Annotated in this window: 11 protein-coding genes; 8 read left to right on the forward strand and 3 right to left on the reverse strand. The window is 68.8% G+C overall.

The window, feature by feature from the left end:
* The first annotated feature begins 276 nt into the window (after window positions 1-276).
* From C7401_RS01385 to C7401_RS01415, 7 genes are all read left to right on the forward strand, one after another.
* Complete coding sequence (locus C7401_RS01385) at window positions 277-1,329, forward strand: sugar ABC transporter substrate-binding protein (RefSeq protein WP_244314746.1); 1,053 nt, start codon at window positions 277-279, stop codon at window positions 1,327-1,329.
* A 234-nt stretch (window positions 1,330-1,563) separates the two neighbouring features.
* Window positions 1,564-2,250: an HAD family hydrolase gene (locus C7401_RS01390; RefSeq protein ID WP_112169518.1), complete on the forward strand. Its 687-nt coding sequence runs from the start codon at window positions 1,564-1,566 to the stop codon at window positions 2,248-2,250.
* A gap of 203 nt (window positions 2,251-2,453) precedes the next feature.
* Complete coding sequence (locus tag C7401_RS01395; protein ID WP_112169783.1) at window positions 2,454-2,918, forward strand: MarR family winged helix-turn-helix transcriptional regulator; 465 nt, start codon at window positions 2,454-2,456, stop codon at window positions 2,916-2,918.
* Window positions 2,919-2,935: 17 nt separating this feature from the next.
* A complete protein-coding gene (locus tag C7401_RS01400) occupies window positions 2,936-5,071 on the forward strand; it encodes an FUSC family protein (protein WP_112169520.1) in 2,136 nt (711 codons plus the stop codon).
* A gap of 37 nt (window positions 5,072-5,108) precedes the next feature.
* A complete protein-coding gene (locus tag C7401_RS01405) occupies window positions 5,109-5,318 on the forward strand; it encodes a DUF1656 domain-containing protein (protein ID WP_112169522.1) in 210 nt (69 codons plus the stop codon).
* 7 nt (window positions 5,319-5,325) lie between these two features.
* Window positions 5,326-6,351: an efflux RND transporter periplasmic adaptor subunit gene (locus tag C7401_RS01410; RefSeq protein WP_112169784.1), complete on the forward strand. Its 1,026-nt coding sequence runs from the start codon at window positions 5,326-5,328 to the stop codon at window positions 6,349-6,351.
* Entirely contained in the window at window positions 6,348-7,874 is a 1,527-nt protein-coding gene (locus C7401_RS01415; RefSeq protein WP_112169524.1) for an efflux transporter outer membrane subunit, read from the forward strand. Before C7401_RS01410 ends, C7401_RS01415 begins: the two co-directional genes overlap by 4 nt.
* A gap of 19 nt (window positions 7,875-7,893) precedes the next feature.
* On the opposite strand, the gene pbpC is transcribed toward C7401_RS01415, so the two are convergent.
* The 3 genes from pbpC to C7401_RS01430 form a co-directional block, all read right to left on the reverse strand.
* The gene (gene pbpC / locus C7401_RS01420; RefSeq protein ID WP_112169526.1) at window positions 7,894-10,167 is read right to left on the reverse strand and encodes a penicillin-binding protein 1C; all 2,274 of its coding nucleotides are present in this window, start codon (window positions 10,165-10,167) and stop codon (window positions 7,894-7,896) included.
* Complete coding sequence (locus tag C7401_RS01425) at window positions 10,164-16,229, reverse strand: alpha-2-macroglobulin family protein (RefSeq protein WP_112169528.1); 6,066 nt, start codon at window positions 16,227-16,229, stop codon at window positions 10,164-10,166. The genes pbpC and C7401_RS01425 overlap by 4 nt, the downstream gene beginning before the upstream one ends.
* A gap of 368 nt (window positions 16,230-16,597) precedes the next feature.
* The gene (locus tag C7401_RS01430; RefSeq protein WP_112169531.1) at window positions 16,598-17,386 is read right to left on the reverse strand and encodes an SDR family NAD(P)-dependent oxidoreductase; all 789 of its coding nucleotides are present in this window, start codon (window positions 17,384-17,386) and stop codon (window positions 16,598-16,600) included.
* A gap of 111 nt (window positions 17,387-17,497) precedes the next feature.
* On the opposite strand from C7401_RS01430, the gene C7401_RS01435 reads away from it, so the two are divergent.
* A complete protein-coding gene (locus tag C7401_RS01435; RefSeq protein ID WP_112169533.1) occupies window positions 17,498-18,058 on the forward strand; it encodes a TetR/AcrR family transcriptional regulator in 561 nt (186 codons plus the stop codon).
* The last annotated feature ends 129 nt before the right edge of the window (window positions 18,059-18,187 follow it).

Here is an 18,187-nt window from a genome sequence, read left to right on the forward strand (position 1 = left end):
GCGGGAACGCTATTGTCCACCGTTTTGCCCGCGGCGTTCCAGCCCCGCCGCAGCCCGGCGCGGTTAGAACAGGAACGAAATGCCCGCCATGCCGACGAACTGCGACCCTGTGGACGAAGGCGACGCATCGTTATCGAACCCGCCTGACGCGCCGGGCGGCCCGGTAAATAACCAGAATGGACACTTCCGTGTAAGCGCGCGGCCACCGCTACGCCCTACGATACCGATACGCCCGCAGCGCTGGACCGGGCGTCAACGAGATCCATGGAGACGAGCATGAGACGAGTGGCCCAAGGCATGGCAAAACGAGCGGCGCGCGTGGCCGCCGCCGTAGCAATCGCGGCAATGAGCGCGACAGGAGCGAGTGCGCTCGCGGCGGACGTGCGCTTCGCGGTGATATCGCACGCGCCGGACGCTGACCCGTTCTGGAACGTCGTGAAGAACGGCATTGCCGACGCGCAAAAGGACTTCGGCGTCACGGTCGATTACCGCAATCCGCCCAATGGCGATCTCTCCGACATGGTCCGTCTGCTCGAACAGGCTGCCGCGCGCAACTACGACGGCGTGGCGACGACGATCGCCGACTTCGATGTCATCCAGAGCCGCGTCAAGACCATCGTGAGCAAAGGCATTCCGGTGATCACGTTCAACTCGGGGACCGCGCAACAAAACGCCGCGCTCGGCGGCCTGCTCCATGTGGGCCAGCCGGAATACGAAGCGGGCAAGGAGGCCGGCATGCGCGCCCGCGCCGCCGGTATCAAGACCTTTCTGTGCGTGAACAACAATATGACCAACCCCGAGTCCTTCGAGCGATGCCGTGGGTTCGCCGAAGCGATCGGCGCGAACGCGAAGCAGTCGATGCTCGACTCGGGCAACGACCCCACCGAAGTCGAGAACAAGGTCTTTGCCGCGCTACGCCAGCGGCCGGGAACCCAGGCCGTGCTCGCGCTCGGGCCCACGTCGGCGGTGCCCGCCATGCGCGCCATCGGCAAGCTCGGGCTCAGCAACAAGGTCTATTTCGCCACGTTCGACCTCACGCCCGAGGTCGACAAGGGCATCGAGGCGGGCACGGTCGCCTTCGCGATCGATCAGCAGCCCTACCTCCAGGGCTACATTCCGGTCGCGCTGCTCGCGATCCTGAAGCAGGACAAGACACGGGACATCCGCAAGGCCGTCGCGGCGTTGCGGGCCAACGTGCAGTTCCAGCGGCGCATCGAAGTCTATGGCCTCACGCCGCGCTTCACACCCGACGGCGTCGACACGGGACCGGGCTTCGTCACGCGCGGCAACGTCGCGCTCGTCGAGAAGTTCGCCGGGCAGTACCGCTGATTCCGCACGCTTCAGGCCGCCCCCCCCGGCCCGCCAGGCCCCTCCACCGCGCCGATTTGCGCACGAAGTCCCCGCCCGATCGTAAGCCCGGTTATCATCGCGCTCTTGCGTGCGCAACGAGCGCGGCGGCGGGCTGCTTCCCGTCTCCCGTTTCCTCCATACGAATGCGGCCCGATGCACGCCGCATAGCGCCGGCGCGCGATCCCCGGCAACCCAGGCGACCCCAGACACCCGATGTCCCGTATTCCTTTCGACGCCGTCCTCTTCGACTGTGACGGCGTGCTGGTCGATTCCGAACGCATCACCCACGTGGTGCTCACCCAGATGCTGGGCGAGCTCGGCTGGCAGCTCTCAGTCGATGAAGCCATGGGCATCTTCGTCGGCAAGGCCGTGAAAGACGAAGCCGCGCGCATCCAGTCGCATACGGGCTTCGCGCTCACCGAAAGCTGGCTCGAAGGCTTTCGCGCGCGCCGCAACGAGGCGCTGGAGCGCGATCTCGTCGAGATTCCAGGCGCGCCCGCGGCCGTGCGCGCCGTGCATGCGGCGCTCGACGGGCGGATTGCCGTGGCTTCGGGCGCGGACCGGCGCAAGGTCGAGTTGCAGTTGCGCAAGGTGGGCCTGCTCGAATGCTTCGACGGGCGCATCTTCAGCGGCCACGAAACGCCGCGCAGCAAGCCTCACCCCGACGTCTATCTGGCGGCGGCCGCCGGTATCGGCGTCGAGCCCGGCCGTTGCGCCGTGATCGAGGACACGGTCACGGGCGCGCGCGCGGGCCTCGCCGCGGGCGCCACCGTGTTCGGCTACAGCCCGACCGAGCCCGGCCACAGCAGCGCCGCGGCGCTGCGCGAAGCGGGCGTCGCGCATGTGTTCACCGACATGGTGCAACTGCCCGCGCTGCTGGCCGGCTGGTCAAATACCTAAACAGGTAAGCGCGTATAAAAAACGCGCTGTGCTCACGCCTTTGCCGCGTGGTTGACCACACTGCTGACGGCACTGTTGGCCGCACGCATCACCGCGCACCAAACACGAAGCACAGCGCCCGCGACTCGCATACCATCCGAACGTGGCGCCGCCAACCCTAAAAGATAGTTTGCTATCGAATCGCTTTGGGCTATTATCCGCCGATGTCGAATCTTCACACTTTACGGCTGGCCGTCAGCAGCTCGCTCGTCCTCGCGGCGCGCAAATGGCGGCGCACCACGAACGGCGCCCTCACCGCGTACAACGTGTCCGAAGCCTGCGCCGCGCCGCTGCTCACGGCCGGGCGGCTTGGCGAGGCGGTGCGCCAGGTGACGCTCGCGGAACACGTGGGCATTGAAGGCCCCTCGCTCGTGCGCCTGCTCGACCAGCTCTGCGCCGCGGGCCTCGCGCGCCGCGACGAGGACCCCGACGACCGCCGCGCGAAAACGATTTCACTGACCGACGAAGGCCGCGCCGTGACCGCCCGCATGGAGGACGAACTGCGCGGGTTGCGCGCGCGCGTGCTCAAGGGCGTGAGCCGGGCCGACCTCGAAGCGACGCTGCGCGTGCTCAACGCCTTCAATGCGGCCGACCTGGCCGATCAGGGCGACCGGCCCTTACACGACTGAAAGCACCAAGCGGACTCATGACCTACCCCTCCATCCGCGACTGGCTCTTTTCGGTCAAGACCTTCGCCGCGTCGATGCTCGCGCTCTATATCGCGCTCGTATTCCAGTTGCCGCGCCCTTACTGGGCGATGGCGAGCGTGTATATCGTCTCGAACCCGTTCGTGGGCGCGACGCGCTCGAAGGCGCTCTATCGCGCGCTCGGCACCGCGCTCGGCGCGGCGGCCGCCATCACGCTCGTGCCGCCCTTCGTCGAAACGCCGCTGCTCTTTTCAGTGATCGTCGCCACCTGGACCGGCACGCTGCTCTATCTGGCGATCTCCGACCGTACCGCGCGCAGTTATGTGTTCATGCTCGCGGGCTACACCATGCCGCTCATCGCGCTGCCCACCGTGACCGACCCGACCACGGTATTCGACGTGGCCATCGCGCGCACGGAGGAAATCACGCTCGGCATCATTTGCGCGAGCGTGGTGGGCAGCAACATCCTGCCAAGCCGCCTCGCGCCCACGCTGATCGAGCGCGCCGACGCGTGGTTCCGCGACGCCGCCTGGTACGGCAGCGAAACGCTCTCGGGCCATCTTGCGGGCAAGGCGCTTTCGGCCTGCCGCCAGCGGCTCGCCGCCACGGTGAACCAGCTCGAATTCCTGCTCAGCCAGTTGAGCTACGACCACACGCACCCGGAAATCCTCGAACGCGCGGAGTCGCTGCGCGGGCGCATGCAGCTCTTTCTGCCGATGATTTCCGCGCTCGCCGACCCGCTGATCGCGCTGCGCCGCGACTTGCACGTGTGGCCCGAAGGGCTCGACGACCTGCTCGCGGACGCGGCCCGCTGGTTCGACGAGCCGCTGCCCACGCGCGCGGCCGACATGCACGACGACGCGGGCGACCCGAGCGCGGACAATCTGCGCGCGCGCATCGCGACGTTACAGCCCGCGCGCGACGCGCTTTCGAGCTGGCAAGGCGCGCTGCTCTCCAATGCGCTGTGGCGTCTGGGCCAGGTGATCGACGTGTGGCAGGACTGCCGCGCGCTGCGCGCGCTCATCGCGCATGAATCGGGCTCATCATGGCGGCCGCGCTATCGCCACTGGCGGCTCGGCGGCACTGAGCGCTTCTACGACCGGGGCCTCATGCTGATCTCGTGCCTCGTGCCCGTGAGCGCGATTCTCGTGGCCTGCTGGCTGTGGGTCAGCTCGGGCTGGCACGACGGCGCGGGCGCCGTGACGCTCGCCGCCGTGGCCTGCTGCTTCTTCGCCGCACTCGATGAGCCCGCGCCGCTCGTGTTCCGCTTCTTCCTCGCCACCGCCGCGAGCGTGGTGTTCGCGGGCCTCTACCTGTTCGTCGCGCTGCCCAAGGTGCACGACTTCGCCATGCTCGTGCTGCTGTTCTCGGGGCCGTTCATCCTGATCGGCACGCTCATTCCGCGCCCGGCGTTCAATATGGTGACGATGCTGGTGGCCGTGAACACGGCGACCTTCATCAGCGTGCAAAGCGCGTACGAGGCTGACTTCCTCGTGTTCCTCAACAGCAATATCGCGGGCGTCGCGGGCCTGCTGTTCGCCTACCTGTGGACGCGCGTCACGCGCCCGTTCGGCGCGGAACTCGCGGCGCGGCGCCTGTTGCGCTCAAGCTGGAGCGACGTGGCGCTCTCGGCTTCCGCCACGCCGATCGCGGACCAGCGCAACCTCGCCTCGCGCATGGTCGACCGGCTCATGCAGCTCATTCCGCGCCTGGCCGCGTCCGACGATCATCGCCATCCGTCGATCGAGAGCTTTCGCGACCTGCGCATCGCGCTCAATGCACTCGACTTGCGCCGCTCGCTGCGCAAGCTCGACGGCGACGTGCCCGACGCGATCGACCGCGTGCTCGAAGGCGTGAGCGACCATTACGCACGCTGCGCGCGAGCGAGCGAGCGCCAGAGCGCGCCGCCCGCGCTGCTCGCCACCATCGACGACGCGCTGCGCCGCGTCGCGGCCCGCGCACGCGCGCAAACGCCGCCCGCCACCGCCTCCGACGCCGATGTCCAGCCCGCCTCGCGCGCGCTCGTCTCGCAGCGCTGGCTGCGCGACACGCTGCACGCGCTCGTGGGCCTGCGCATCGCGCTCTACCCGGCTTCGTCGGCGCAGTCGCCGTCCAACCCGGAGGCCACGGCATGAACATGCGCCTCTTTCACCCCTTTTTGAAACCCGCACCATGATCGGCGAAATCGATATCTTCGGCGTGTTCGTGCCCGCCGTGCTCGTGCTGATGCTGATCGCGTACCTCATCAATGTCGTGATCGGCAAGGTGCTTACCCGTGTCGGCTTTTACCGGCTCGTGTGGCATCGTTCCATTTTCGATCTCGGCATTTATGTCTTCGTGCTGGCCGCAGTCATCATCGTGTCGCATCGCTTCGTGAAATAACGTGAACGTGAAAAAAACCTGGTTCTCCGCAGGACAGATCCTGCTGACGCTCATCGTCGTCGTGGTCGCCGCGCTCGTGCTGTGGCGCATCGTCAACTACTACATGTTCTCGCCCTGGACGCGCGACGGCCACGTGCGCGCCGACGTGATCCAGGTCGCGCCCGACGTGGGCGGCCTCATCACCTCCGTGCAGGTCGTGGACAACCAGCAGGTCCAGCAGGGGCAGGTGCTGTTCGTGATCGACCGGGCGCGCTACGCGCTCGCGCTGCGTCTCGCCCAGGCCACGCTCGAACAACGCAAGGCGACGCTCGCGCAGGCCAAGCGCGAACTGGCTCGCAATATCGGGCTCGGCAATCTCGTGGCGGCCGAAACGCTCGAAGAAAGCCGCACGCGCGTCGATCAGGGGGAAGCGGCCGCCGCCGACGCCCAGGTCCAGGTCGACACCGCGAAGCTGAACCTGGAGCGCACGACCATCGTGAGCCCCGTGGACGGCTATCTGAACGACCGCGCGCCGCGCGTGGGCGAATATGTTTCGGCGGGCCGCGCCGTGCTCTCGGTGGTGGACATGCATTCGTTCCGCGTGGACGGCTACTTCGAGGAAACGCGCCTGCACGGCATTCATATCGGCCAGCCCGTGGAAATCACGGTGATGGGCGAATCGCGCCCGCTGCGCGGCCACGTGCAGAGCATCGTCGCCGCCATCGAGGACCGCGACCGCCAGGCCAGCCCGAACCTGCTGCCCAACGTGAATCCGGCGTTTAGCTGGGTGCGGCTCGCGCAGCGTATTCCGGTGCGCGTGGCGCTCGACGAAGTGCCCGACGACTTCCGCATGATCGCGGGCCGCACGGCCACCGTGGCCGTACGCGCCGACGCGCGCGACGACCGGCAGGCCGGACGCGCGCAGGGCGCGAGCGGCGCCAGCGCGGCGAACGTGGCGAACGCGGCAAGCGGCGCACAAGCCGCACCGGGCGCGAGCGTGCCCGCCACATCGAACGCCCTCGCCGCCTCGGCCGCCGCCGGAGCTTCGCAATGACACGTCGCAGTCTCTGGCGCAGCTTCGCCCTCACGCCGCTCGCCCTGGCGCTGGGCGCGTGCATGACGCTCGGGCCGAACTACCGGCTGCCGCAGGAAGCCGTAGTGAATGCGCCGCTTGCGCAAGGGCCGATCGATGGCGCGGACCATGCGCCCGTCTCGCAGCAAGGCGTGCCCGCCAACTGGTGGCAGCTTTACGACGACCCCGCGCTCAATGAGCTCGTGCAGGACGCGCTGGCGTCGAACACGAATCTGCGCGTGGCCGCCGCGAATCTCGAACGCTCGCGCGCCGTCGTGGCCGTCGCCAGCGCGCAGGGCGGCTTCTCGGGCGGCGCGACCGCCACCGTGGAGCGCGCGCAGGTGTCGGGCGAGCAGTACCTGCTGTTCGAAAAGGTGCCGGTGGCGAACCTGGGCGACCTCGGCATCAATGTGTCGTACGAATTCGATCTGTTCGGCAAGCTCAAGCGCGGCGTGGAAGCCGCGCGCGCCGACGACGAGGCCGTCGAAGCCGCCGCCGACCTCGCGCGCATCAGCGTGGTCGCCGACGTGGTGCAGGCCTATGTCGAGTCGTGCTCGGCCGCCGAGGAACTCGCCATCGCGCAGGAATCGCTGAAGCTGCAACAGCAGCGCGTGGCGCTCACGAAGCGTCTGCGCGACGCGGGCCGAGGCAATCAGCCCGACGTGACGCGCGGACAGACCCAGGCCAACACGATCGCCGCCGATATCCCGCGCTTCGAAGGCCGCCGCCGCGTGGCCCAGTATCAGCTCGCCATGCTGCTCGCGCGCTCGCCCAAGGACCTGCCGCCCGCCGCGCTCGCCTGCAATCGTCTGCCCAAGCTCAAGCAGCCGATTCCCGTGGGCGACGGCGCCGCCCTCCTCAAGCGCCGCCCCGACGTGCGCGAGGCCGAGCGCCAGCTCGCGGCGTCGACGGCGCGCATCGGCGTGGCGATTGCCGAGATGTACCCCGACGTCAGCTTCGGCGCGGGCGTGGGCACGGTCGGCCTGACCGGCGACCTGTTCTCGCCCAAGACCAATGCATGGTCATTCGGACCCCTGATCAGCTGGACCTTCCCGGCCAACGGCCAGCGCGCCCGCGTGCGCGCGGCCGAAGCGGCGACGGGCGGCGCGCTCGCGCATTTCGACGGCGTGGTGCTCAATGCGCTGCGCGAAACGCAGTCGAGCCTTGCGACCTACGCCGCCGACGACCAGCGCGCCGATTCGCTTCGCACCGCTTACGATTCCGCGAAGCAGTCGGCGGACGAAACGCATCGTCTCTATGCCGCGGGCCGCGAACCGTTCCTCTCCGATCTCGACGCCACACGCACGCTCACCAGCGTGCATGCGCAGGTGGCGGCGGCCGAAGGCCAGGTTGCGCTCGACCAGGTGCGCTTGTTCCTCTCGCTTGGCGGGGGCTGGGAAGGCAACCGGGAAGCGGAAGCACAAAAGGCATCGCCGCAGGGATCGCATCCTGGCTCGCAGAACGCGAATGCGCCGTCGGCAGCCTCGGCTGCGTCCGCGGACTAGGGCGCTTATCGCCTATCGCTCAGTGCGCCGCGCCGACTTGCGCGGCGTCGGCGCGCATTGACTTGGGCGGCTTCGCATTCGCGCCGCGCACCTCGAAGCGCACCGTGTCGGTCACCTGCCCGCTCGCATCGACGAGTTCCAGCCGATGCTTGCCCGGCCACGGCAGCCACGCCACGCGCGCGGCGCCGCCCAGTGCCTTGCCGTCCAGCCGCCAGTTCACGCGCGCCGTCGACCCGCTGGCGCGCTCGAACCATACGCGCTGACGCTGCGCGGGAATGTCGGGATCGAGCGCGAAGATCGTGCCGTCCACGGGGCTGCCGATCTGCGCGGGGCCACGCGCGAGGTCGGCCGCGTTTGAGGCGAGTCCCACCTGCGGCGTTGCCGTGCCCGCAATGAACCACTCGTTGCGCGAGGGCTCCACCGCATCGGCGAACTGCACGCGCACGCGCTCCACGCCGGGCGGCGCGGCAGGCGCGACGCTCGGCACGCGCCGGTGCAGATAACCGACGAGCGCGGCCCACACCGGCGCCGCGCCGCTCACGCCCGAGACGTCCCACATCGGCGAGCCGTCCGCGTTGCCCACCCACACGCCCACCGTGTAGCGCGAGGTGTAGCCCACCGTCCAGTTGTCGCGCATGTCCTTGCTCGTGCCCGTCTTCACGGCGGAAAACATGCGCGTGTCGAGCGGGCTGTCGAAACCGAAGGTGCGCGTGCGGGCATTGTTGTCGGCCAGCACGTCGGTCACGATGAACGCGGCCTCGCGGCTGAACACGCGCGCCGCAACGCCATGCGGCGCCTGCGCGTCCGGCATCTCGACCACCGGCGCGACCACGCCGCCGTTGGCGAGCGCGCGATACGCGTTCGTGAGCGTGACGAGGCTCACGTCCGCGCTGCCCAGCGCGAGGCTGAAGCCGTAGTAGTCGCCGGACTGCGTGAGCGGCAGGCCGAGCGCCGTGAGCGTTTTCGCGAAACGGTGCGGCGTGACCATCACGAGCGTGCGCACGGCCGGCACGTTCAGCGACGAGCCGAGCGCGGTGCGCACGCTCACCCAGCCCTTGAAGCCCTTGTCGTAGTTCTGCGGCATGTAGAGGCCACCGCCCGCCGCGAGATCGAGCGGCGCGTCGTCGAGCAGCGAGGCGGTCGTCACGCGGCGCTCGTCGATGGCCTGGGCATAGAGAAAAGGCTTGAGCGTGGAACCCGCCTGGCGCAGCGCGAGCGCCGTATCGACTTCGCGCGCCTTCGATAGTCCGCCTGATGAGCCGACCCACGCGAGCACCTGGCCCGTCGCGTTGTCGAGCACGACGACAGCGCCGTCCTGCACGTTGCGCGGGTGCGCCCGCGCGTTGAGTTCGATGAGCGTGCGCGTGAGCGTGTCGCGCGCGTAGCGTTGCAGGTTCGGGTCGAGCGTCGAGCGCACGCGCATGCCGGGCGCGGGATGCACCGCGTTCGCGATCTGGCGCGCGAAATGCGGCGCGAGTTGCGGCGAGTTTGCGCTGCGGCCGTCGAACGACGCGTCGTCGCTCGCGCCGGCCGGACGGGCGAAGGCCATTTGCACGAAGGCGTCGAGGTTCGGACAGCCCTTCCCGGTGTTCGCAAGGTTCGCGGCGTTCGCCGCGTTCATGTCGCGCAAAATGCGGCATGCGCGCGTGGCGACCTTCGTATAGGGCGCGTTCGGCGCGCGGATCAGCGCGGCGGCCACGGCCGATTCGCGCTCGTCCAGGCCTGATGGCGCCTTGCCGAACAGCGTTTGCGACAGCGCCGCGAGGCCCACCGTCTCGCCGCGAAACGGCACGAGATTCAGATACGCTTCGAGTATCTGATCCTTGCGCCAGTCGCGTTCGAGCCGCAGCGCGTCCACCGCCTGCACGGCCTTTTGCGTGAGCGAGCGCTGGCCCGAGTGCTTCGGGTCGTCGTCGAGCAAACCCGTGAGCTGCATCGTGACCGTCGACGCCCCGCGTGTGCGCGTATTCCACAGGTTCGCCCAGGCCGCCGCCGCCGCGCCGCGCCAGTCCACGCCGCTGTGTTCGTAGAATCGTTTGTCCTCCGAAACAACGATTGCCTCGCGCAGCGCGGGAGAAACGTCCGCGAGCGCTACCCAGTCGCCGCGCCGCGCGGTGTGCTCGACCCGCGTGCGTTGCAGCGGCGTGCCGTCGCGCGCGAGCAGCACCCAGTCCGAGCTTTGCCACTCGCCGCGCACGTCGTCGAAGGTGGGCAGCGCGAACGCAGCCAGCGGCAGCAGCGCCACGCAAAGCGCGACGGCGGGCAACGCAGCCCTGTGCGCGCCGCGCCTCATTGCGTGGCCGCCTTCACGATCATGGGCGCGTTCGGCGCGACGCCGAACGTGGCCGGCGCGTACAGCGCCTCGACGCGCGTGGGCGGCAGCCCGAACGTGCCGACGTTGTTGAGCCGCACGGTGTACTCCACCGACACCTTGCCCTTGGGCAGATACTCGTAGTACGCGCGATAGCCGTCGAAGCCGCGCTCGACGAATGCGGGCCACGGGCCGTTCTCGTCCTGCTTCTCCCCTTGCGTGGCCACCGCCGAATCGCGCCCGAGCCCCGAGCCGAGGATGGTCGCGCCCGCAGGCACGGGGTCGCTCACGACCACCCAGGTCATATCGGTTTGCGCGTCGATATCGAGGCGCACGCGCACGACGTCGCCGCGCGTGTACGCGCCCTTCACCGCGGCGTCCACCGGCGTGACGGTCTTCGTGATGCGATAGCCCGCCGCGAACGGCGCGCGCAGCGCGACGGCGGCGAGGCTTTCCACGGTGGCCCACGGTTTGCCGGTTCCCTCCTGGGTCAGCGTGAGCGGCATGGCCGTGTGCTGCGCGGGCCACGCCAGCAGCGCGCTGCGCGCGGGCGCGGCGCGCGTGGCCGCAGTCGCGGTGCTCGCGGCACTCGCCGCTTGCGCGGGGGCGTTCCACGCAATCGTGCGCGACGTGTCGCCAAGCTGGATCTTCGTCGTGCCCGTTACCGGCTCATGCTCGAACGCGCGCGAGAAACGCTCCACCGCGAGCGAGCCGTACACGTTCGCCGTCGTCGTGCTCCACGCGCCGTTGCGTTGCAGCGCGAGCAGCCCCGCCACGAGGCGCGGCATGTCGTCCTTCCACGCGGGGTCGTCGGCGAAGGCGAGCGCGAGGCGCGCTGCGTTGACTTCCGGGCCTGTCATGAGCCACCACAGGTCGTCCCCGGCGGCGGTGGAGAACGTGAGCTGCGTGCCCTGCCACGTGAGGCGCGCGCGCAGGATCTGCCCGAGCTGCGCCAGTTTCGCCGCGCGATCGGGCACGTCGCGCATGCGCGCGAGCGCTTCGGCGTAATCGATCACCGCGGACGTGGGCCACTGGTTCGGCGCGATCTCGATCGAGCCGAATTGGCGCGCGTTCGCCGCGCCATAGCGCGAGAGTGCGTCGATGGCGGCCAGCTTGCGCAGATCGAGGTCGCGGCGCGGCGACCACGGATTGCGCTCGATGCGGCCTTCCACGAAGCGCGTGAGACCGTCCACCATCTTGCCGCGCAGGGCGTCGGACAGCGCGAATCGCGGGTCGAGCTTCGAGGCTTCGTCGCTCACCGTCAGCAGATACGCCGTGAGCGCGGTGCTGCCACGGCTCGCGCTGTCGTCGGCAGGCGGGAAGTAGTTGGCGAGACCGTCGCGGTCGAGATACACGGGCATGCGCGCGAGCACCGTTTGCCAGCGAGCGGGGTCACGCAGGCCGATCGCAATCGAGCTCTGCTGCTCGAGGCATGAAAACGGATAGCGCTCGAACCAGCGCCGCACGCCCTGCAAGCCGTCGGCGAGCTTCGGTTGCAGCGACACCGCAATGCCGCCGCGCAGCACGCCTGCCTTCGTCGCGCTCGCGTTCGCGGGCGCAGCGACGGGAATCGCGAGCGTGCCGTCCACCTGCGCGAGCGTGGCCTGCTGCACGGTCACGGGTATCGCCGCGCTCACCTGTTGCGAGAGCTTCACCGCATCGGCCGCGTGCGCGCCGCCCTGCTCCGCCGCGCTCACGTTCCACACGAGCGCGGGCCGTTCCGCTTCGGCGAGTCCCTCGGGCACCGCCACCGTCCACGCCACTTCACGCGACGCATTGGGCGCGAGGTCCACGGTCTGCGCGGCAAGCGCAACCGGCGGCGCGTTCGGCGTGACGAGCACCTTCATCGCGCGCGTGGTCGTATTGCGCAACGTAAATTGCGCACGGAACGTGTCGCCCTCGCGCACGAGCGGCGGCAGGCCCGAGATCAGTTGCAGGTCCTGCGTGCTCTCGATCGTCGCACTACCCGTGCCGAAACGCTCCGCGCCGCTCGCCGCAATCGCGACAATGCGAAAGCGCGTGATGGCGTCGTTCAGCGGCACCGTCACCTGCGCCGCGCCATTCGCGTCGAGCGTCACGCGCGGGTTCCAGTAAAGCAGCGTGTCGAAGAGTTCGCGCGTCGCGCCATGCCCGCCGCCGCCGCCCGCGGGCACCGCCTTGCGCCCGAAGTGCCGCCGCCCGACGATCTCCATTTGCGCGGTGGCCGTCTCCACGCCATAAGCGCGCTGCTGGAGCATGGCGTCGAGCAGATCCCAACTGCGGTTCGGCATGAGTTCGAGCAACGCTTCGTCAACGGCGGCCACGGCGATCTGCGTGCCTGCGGGCACCGGCTGGCCGCCAGGCAGTCGCACGCGCAACTGTACGTGCGACGTGCCGCGCACCGGGTAGCGCTTCGCATCGGGCGTGACGCTCACCGCGAGCCGGTGCGCCGCGTCGCCCACGCGAATCTGCGCGAGACCGTAGCGGTAAGCGGGCTTGGAGAGATCGACGAGCGGCGTGGGCGCTTCATACTGGCGGCCTTCATACCAGAACGCACGCGCCCATTCGAGCGGCGCTTTCCAGCCCCATGTGAAGAACGAATACCACGGCACTTCGTGAATGCGCCCGCGCAACGCGAGCACGGAAACGTAGACGTTCGGCCCCCACCTGTCGCTCACCTTCAATTCGACCGTTGGATCGCGCCCATCGAGCTGCACGACGTGCGTTTCGATGATGCCCTCGCGTTCCACGGCCACGAGCGCCGTGGCGAAGCGAAACGGCATGCGCACCTGGAAGCGCGCGGTCTCGCCCGGCTCGTAGCTCGTTTTCTCGGGCAGCACGTCGATGCGATCGGTGTTCTCGCTGCCGAACCACAGTTCGTCCTCGCGCGTGACCCATACCGAGGTCGTCGCCGTCGCGGCATGACCGTCGCCGTCGCGCGCCGTCGCCACGAGATCGATATTGCCCGCCTCCTTGAGCTTCGCGTCGCAGGTGAGCAGGCCGTGGTCGTCGCTCGTGCCGCTGCACAGCGTGCCGAGATCGCGCGTTTCGGTGTGGTTGTCGTAGGCGTAAAAGCCGCCCACCATGCGCTTGCGCGAGGTGGTCGTGATCTTCGCGACGCCGCGCACCTCGAGCTTCACGCCCGCGTGCGGCTTGCCCTGCAAGTCGAGCGCGAGCGCCGTGACCGGCACGCTCTTGCCCACCGACACCCAGCGCCCCGACTTGATGCCCGCCACCACGGCCGCGGGCCAGAGCGTGGCCGCGCCGCTGATGGTCTGCACTTCGCCGTTCGGGTCCGCGAAGGTCGCTTCGAGCGCGAGCCGCCTGGGCGCGTCCACGACCGGCAGGTTCTTCAGGACGATCTGTCCCGCGCCGTTGCGGTCGAGGGTGAGCGGCTCCTTGTCGGCCACGAGCTTCGCCACCTCGCTGTCTTCCTGCGCGCCGTTGTCCTCGTCTTCGGATGCGTTGTCGCCCTTGCTCGCGCTCACATACGGCGCGAAGCTGAAATCGCCGTACGTGGCGGCGAATGCGGGCGTAGTGTCCTTCACGAGCGCCGAGACCTGCACGGGCAAGCTCGAAGCCGCGCCGCCCGAAACATAGTCGATCTGCACCGCGACGGCCGCCTGCGTGGACGCGACCAGCGGCGACGCCGTTTCGTTGCGCACGCCTATCGTGCCCTTGAGCACCGGCAGGCGGAACGCTTCCACGCGGAAGCTGCCGCTGTCGTAGCTCATGTGGAGGGTGTCGGCGCTGGTGTCGCTGGTATTGTCGTCCGCCGTGTCGCCACCGTCGCTTGCTGCGCTCGCGTTTGCATTGCCGTCGTCCAGCGAAACGTCGTATTCACCCAGCTTCGCCTCCGGCGGCAATACGAAGGTCGAATCGGCCGTATGGTCAGCGGACCATTTGAGCGGCAAATGCCAGGTTTGCCCGCTGCCCGCATGGCGTATCGTCACGCGCGTGGGATATTGCTGCGGGAACGCGAAGCCATGCATGGTCTGCGCGCGGATGAAATGCTTCATCGAAACCGTTTCGCCCGCGCGCAGCAATGTGCGGTCGAATACGGTATGCGCGCGCACCGTAGGCTCCACGCTCGTGTCGGTCGGCACGTTGAAGCGCCACGACTCGATGCCGCGATTCCAGTCCGACTGCACGAAGGCCATGTCGGGACCGGTTTTCGGGTCGTCGATGCGCGCCGAGACGAACAGTCCGCTGTAACTGTTTTCGCCGCAGTCCCGGCGGTTTGAAAGCGGTCCGTCGATCTTCAGCAGTCCGTGCGAATCGGTCTTGCCTGTCGCGAGCGTGTCGCCGTTGCAGTCCGAAACGTGCACGTCGGCGCCTGCCACCGGCTCGCCCTTGTCGAGCGTCGTCACCCACACCACGCTGTTCTCGCGGCCCTGCTTGAAATGCACGCCGAGATTCGTGATGAGCACCGTCGTGCGCACGTACATCGGCGCGGGCTTGCCGAGCAGCGACGCCCCGAGCGAAGGCGACGCCAGCTCGATCACATAGAAGCCCGGCTTCGGCACCGGAATGCCCACCACCTCGAACGGCCGCAGCGTCTTCGGATCGGCCTTCGGCAGTGCGAGCGTCTGCACGCCGGGCTGGCCGTCGAGCAGGGAAAGCGAGCGCACGTCGATGATGCGCGCCTTCGCGCCGCTTTCGCCCGTGCCCTCGCCCTCATCGGCCGTGCGCGGGATCACTACCGGCGACTTCGCGCGCGCGAGCATGCCCGGCATCAGCTTGTCGATCTCCGTTTCGCTCATGCCGTAGCTGTCGAAGCGGTCGACGAGACGCATCCAGCGGCGCATGTCGAGATCGGATTGCACCGCGAGCCTGGCGAACTTCGCCTCGCCCGAGTTGAGCCCCTGCACGTGCAGGTCAGCCTCGACATTGCGCAGCGTGACCGGCACGAGCGGCGGCGTACCCGGCTCCGCATAGCGCTCGATAATGCCGAACGTCGAGGACGGGAATTTGGCGAGCGGCGGCATCGGCGCGGTGGCCGTGCGCAACGGGAACAGGTCGGCGTTGGCGAGCGGCCTCCCACTCACGTCCTTGAGGCCAGCGGGCGCGGTGATCGTGAGCGTCGTGTGGTCGGGCAACGGCGCGGGGAACGAGATCGACGATACTTCGGCATCCTTGTCATTCTTGTCGAAGGCCGGCGCGATTTCGCCCTTCGGCCCTTGCAGGCGGAACTGCTGCGCGTCGGCGCGCGCAATCGGCGCGCTCAGGTCGATGCGCACGGGCCGCAGCGGCGTGCACGGCGCCTTCGCGTTCTCGCGCTCGCAACTCATGCTCGCTGTAAACGGCGCACGCACGGTGAAGTCGAAGCGGCGCTCCACGTCGTTGGGCGTGCCGTTCGGGCCCAGCACGCCCTTGCCATAGACAAGCTGCATCTTCGCGCTGGCAGGCAGCATTTGCTGGCAGGCGAGCGTGAGCACGTTCGCACTGTCCTTCTCCAGCCGGAAATGCTTGAGCAGCGCCGCGCGCGTGGGCGCATCCACGCTCTGCACGGGAATGCGGTTGCCGAGTCCGCCCGACTCGCACCAGACGTGCTCGAGCACGGAGGCCGGCTTGGCGGGACCGTTGAGCTTGAGCACGAACACCTGGTGCTCCTCGATCTCGCTGCCCTCACCGCTATAGGGCCGCATGCTCACCGGGAACGGTCCGCCCGTGGAGAACGCGAAGCGGCGTCCGCCCAGCACGGCGTTGCCCGCCTGCGACTTGAGCCCGTCGACGAGGTTGACGCTGCATTGCGTGTCGGGCGGCAGGTCGGCGGCGAAGTCGTAGGCCCATGTCTTCGCGTCGATCCAGCGGCCTTGCCCCGCGCCTGCCGCCGCATTGCCGCACTGCACGCGCGCGGGGTCCTTCGCGTCGGGTGCGCCGAACGCCACCATCGCCTCGTCGAACTTCACCACCACCTGGCGCACCTGCGCCACGGTCCCCTGCGGCGAGACGCTCACCGTGCGCGCGGCGTGGGCGCGCCATGCCCACGCCATGCATGCGCCCAGCACCAGGGCAAGCGCGAACGTCCACCATCCGCCTGTTTTTTGTGTTATGCGTTGCATCGTCCGGTCCTCGTTTGCGCGTACGCCGCGCGACGATTGCCGCGCGGCGTGCGGTGAATGGTACAGGGCGGCGCGAGGCCGCGCGCCAGGAGTGGCCGGCGCAGCGCTCGCGCAAGCGGCGCACGCCGAACGCATGCGCCGGCGCACAGCATGCCGTGATCCGCGCGCCGTCCATATCGGAAAGCGCTGAATCTGCGAGCGGGCAAACGGGAAGGGAGCGGCTGAGGGAGGGAGGGGTCCAGCGAGGCGCGTGAGCGCGAACGAACGAGGGATGACGTGAGCGAGTGAAGGACCGGCGCGACGCACGCCGGATCCGGCGAGCGGTCATAGAGGCAAGCGACCCGGCGGGCCGCTTGCGAAACATCGGGCTACACGGTTTCGCGATAGCGCGCCGCGGGCTGCGATTGCCCGAAGTTCGCGAACATGGCCACTCGCGCGGCCTCGTAGTCGGCCCACTGCTGCGCGTCGGGCAGCGGCGGGATCGTCACCGTTTCGCGGCGGTCGTAGCCCACCAGCGCCGCATCGACGAGATCGCCCGCTTCCATCACGGCCGGCAGCGCATTCACATCCTTGCCCGAGCGCTGCCAGATCTCGGTGCGCGTGGCGCCGGGCACGACAGCCTGCACATACACGCCCTTCGGCCCGAGCTCCAGATGCAACGACTGCGAGAAGTACAGCACGAACGCCTTGGTCGCGCCGTATACGCTCGAACGGAACTCGGGCGCGAGGCCGATCACCGAGCCGATGTTCACGATCGCCCCGCGGCCCTCGCGCGTGAAGCGCGGCGCGACGGCCGCGGCGAGACGCGCGAGCGCCGTCACGTTCAGATCGACAAGGCCGCCCACGGCTTCGGGGCCCTGCTCGACGAACGTGCCGGGAAGGCTCGCACCGGCATTGTTGATCAGCACGCCGATGCGCGAGTCGGAGGCGAGGCGCGCTTCGAGCTGCACCAGGTCCGCATGCGACGCGAGATCGGCGCGCCGGATTTCCACGTTCACGCCATCGCGCTCGCGCAGCCGCGCGGCCAGGTCCTCCATACGGGCGCGGTCGCGCGCCACCAGCACCAGATCGTGGCCGCGCGCGGCGAACCGATCGGCATAGACAGCGCCGATTCCCGTGGACGCGCCGGTGATCAGCACAGCAGGTTGAGCAGACATCGAAACTTCTCCTTTGAGATTCCGTTTACATGATGAACGTCATGTAAACGGAATCATGATGACCATCATGTATAATGTCAAGCATCGATCGAAGCCAGAGCGGAGAAAACAATGAGGGTCAGTCGCGAGCAAGTGGCGATCAACCGCCAGCAGATTCTGGAGGCCGCCAGCCGGCTCTTTCGCGAACGCGGTTACGACGCGGTCACGGTCGCTGATGTGATGAGCGCCGCCGGACTCACGCACGGCGGCTTCTATGGCTATTTCAAGTCGAAGGACGACCTGGTCGCGCAAACGCTCGCCCATGTGTTCGAGCAAGGCGAAGGCGGCGACGCCGATCTCGCGCGCTACGCGGCGCGCTATCTCTCGCCCGCGCATCGCGACAACGTGGCGGGCGGTTGCCCCATGGCGGCGCTGGGCGCGGAAACGGCGCGGCAAACCCCCGAAGCGCGCGCGGCGATGGCCGCAGGCGTGGAGCGGCAGATCGAGCGCTTCAGCGCGGGCATGGAAACGGGGGACGCCGCGGCGGCGCGGCAGGCGGCGATCGGCGGCTGGGCCGCGATGGTGGGTGCGGTCGTGCTCGCGCGACTGTGCGACGATCCGGCGTTGTCGAACGAGATCCTCGAAGCCACGCGCGCGTGGATTGGCGAACGCGAGGCTGCGGCGCGCGACTGAGGCCGCGCTGGCCGCCGGCGCTCATGAGCCACGCTCACGCGCCCGATAAAAACGCCCGTGGCCGCGCAATGGCGCGGCCACGGGCGTTTATTACTACGTCATGCGAATCAAATGCCGCTCAACGCGGCC

This window comes from Paraburkholderia unamae (assembly GCF_003268775.1).
GTDB classification, from domain to species: Bacteria; Pseudomonadota; Gammaproteobacteria; order Burkholderiales; family Burkholderiaceae; genus Paraburkholderia; species Paraburkholderia unamae.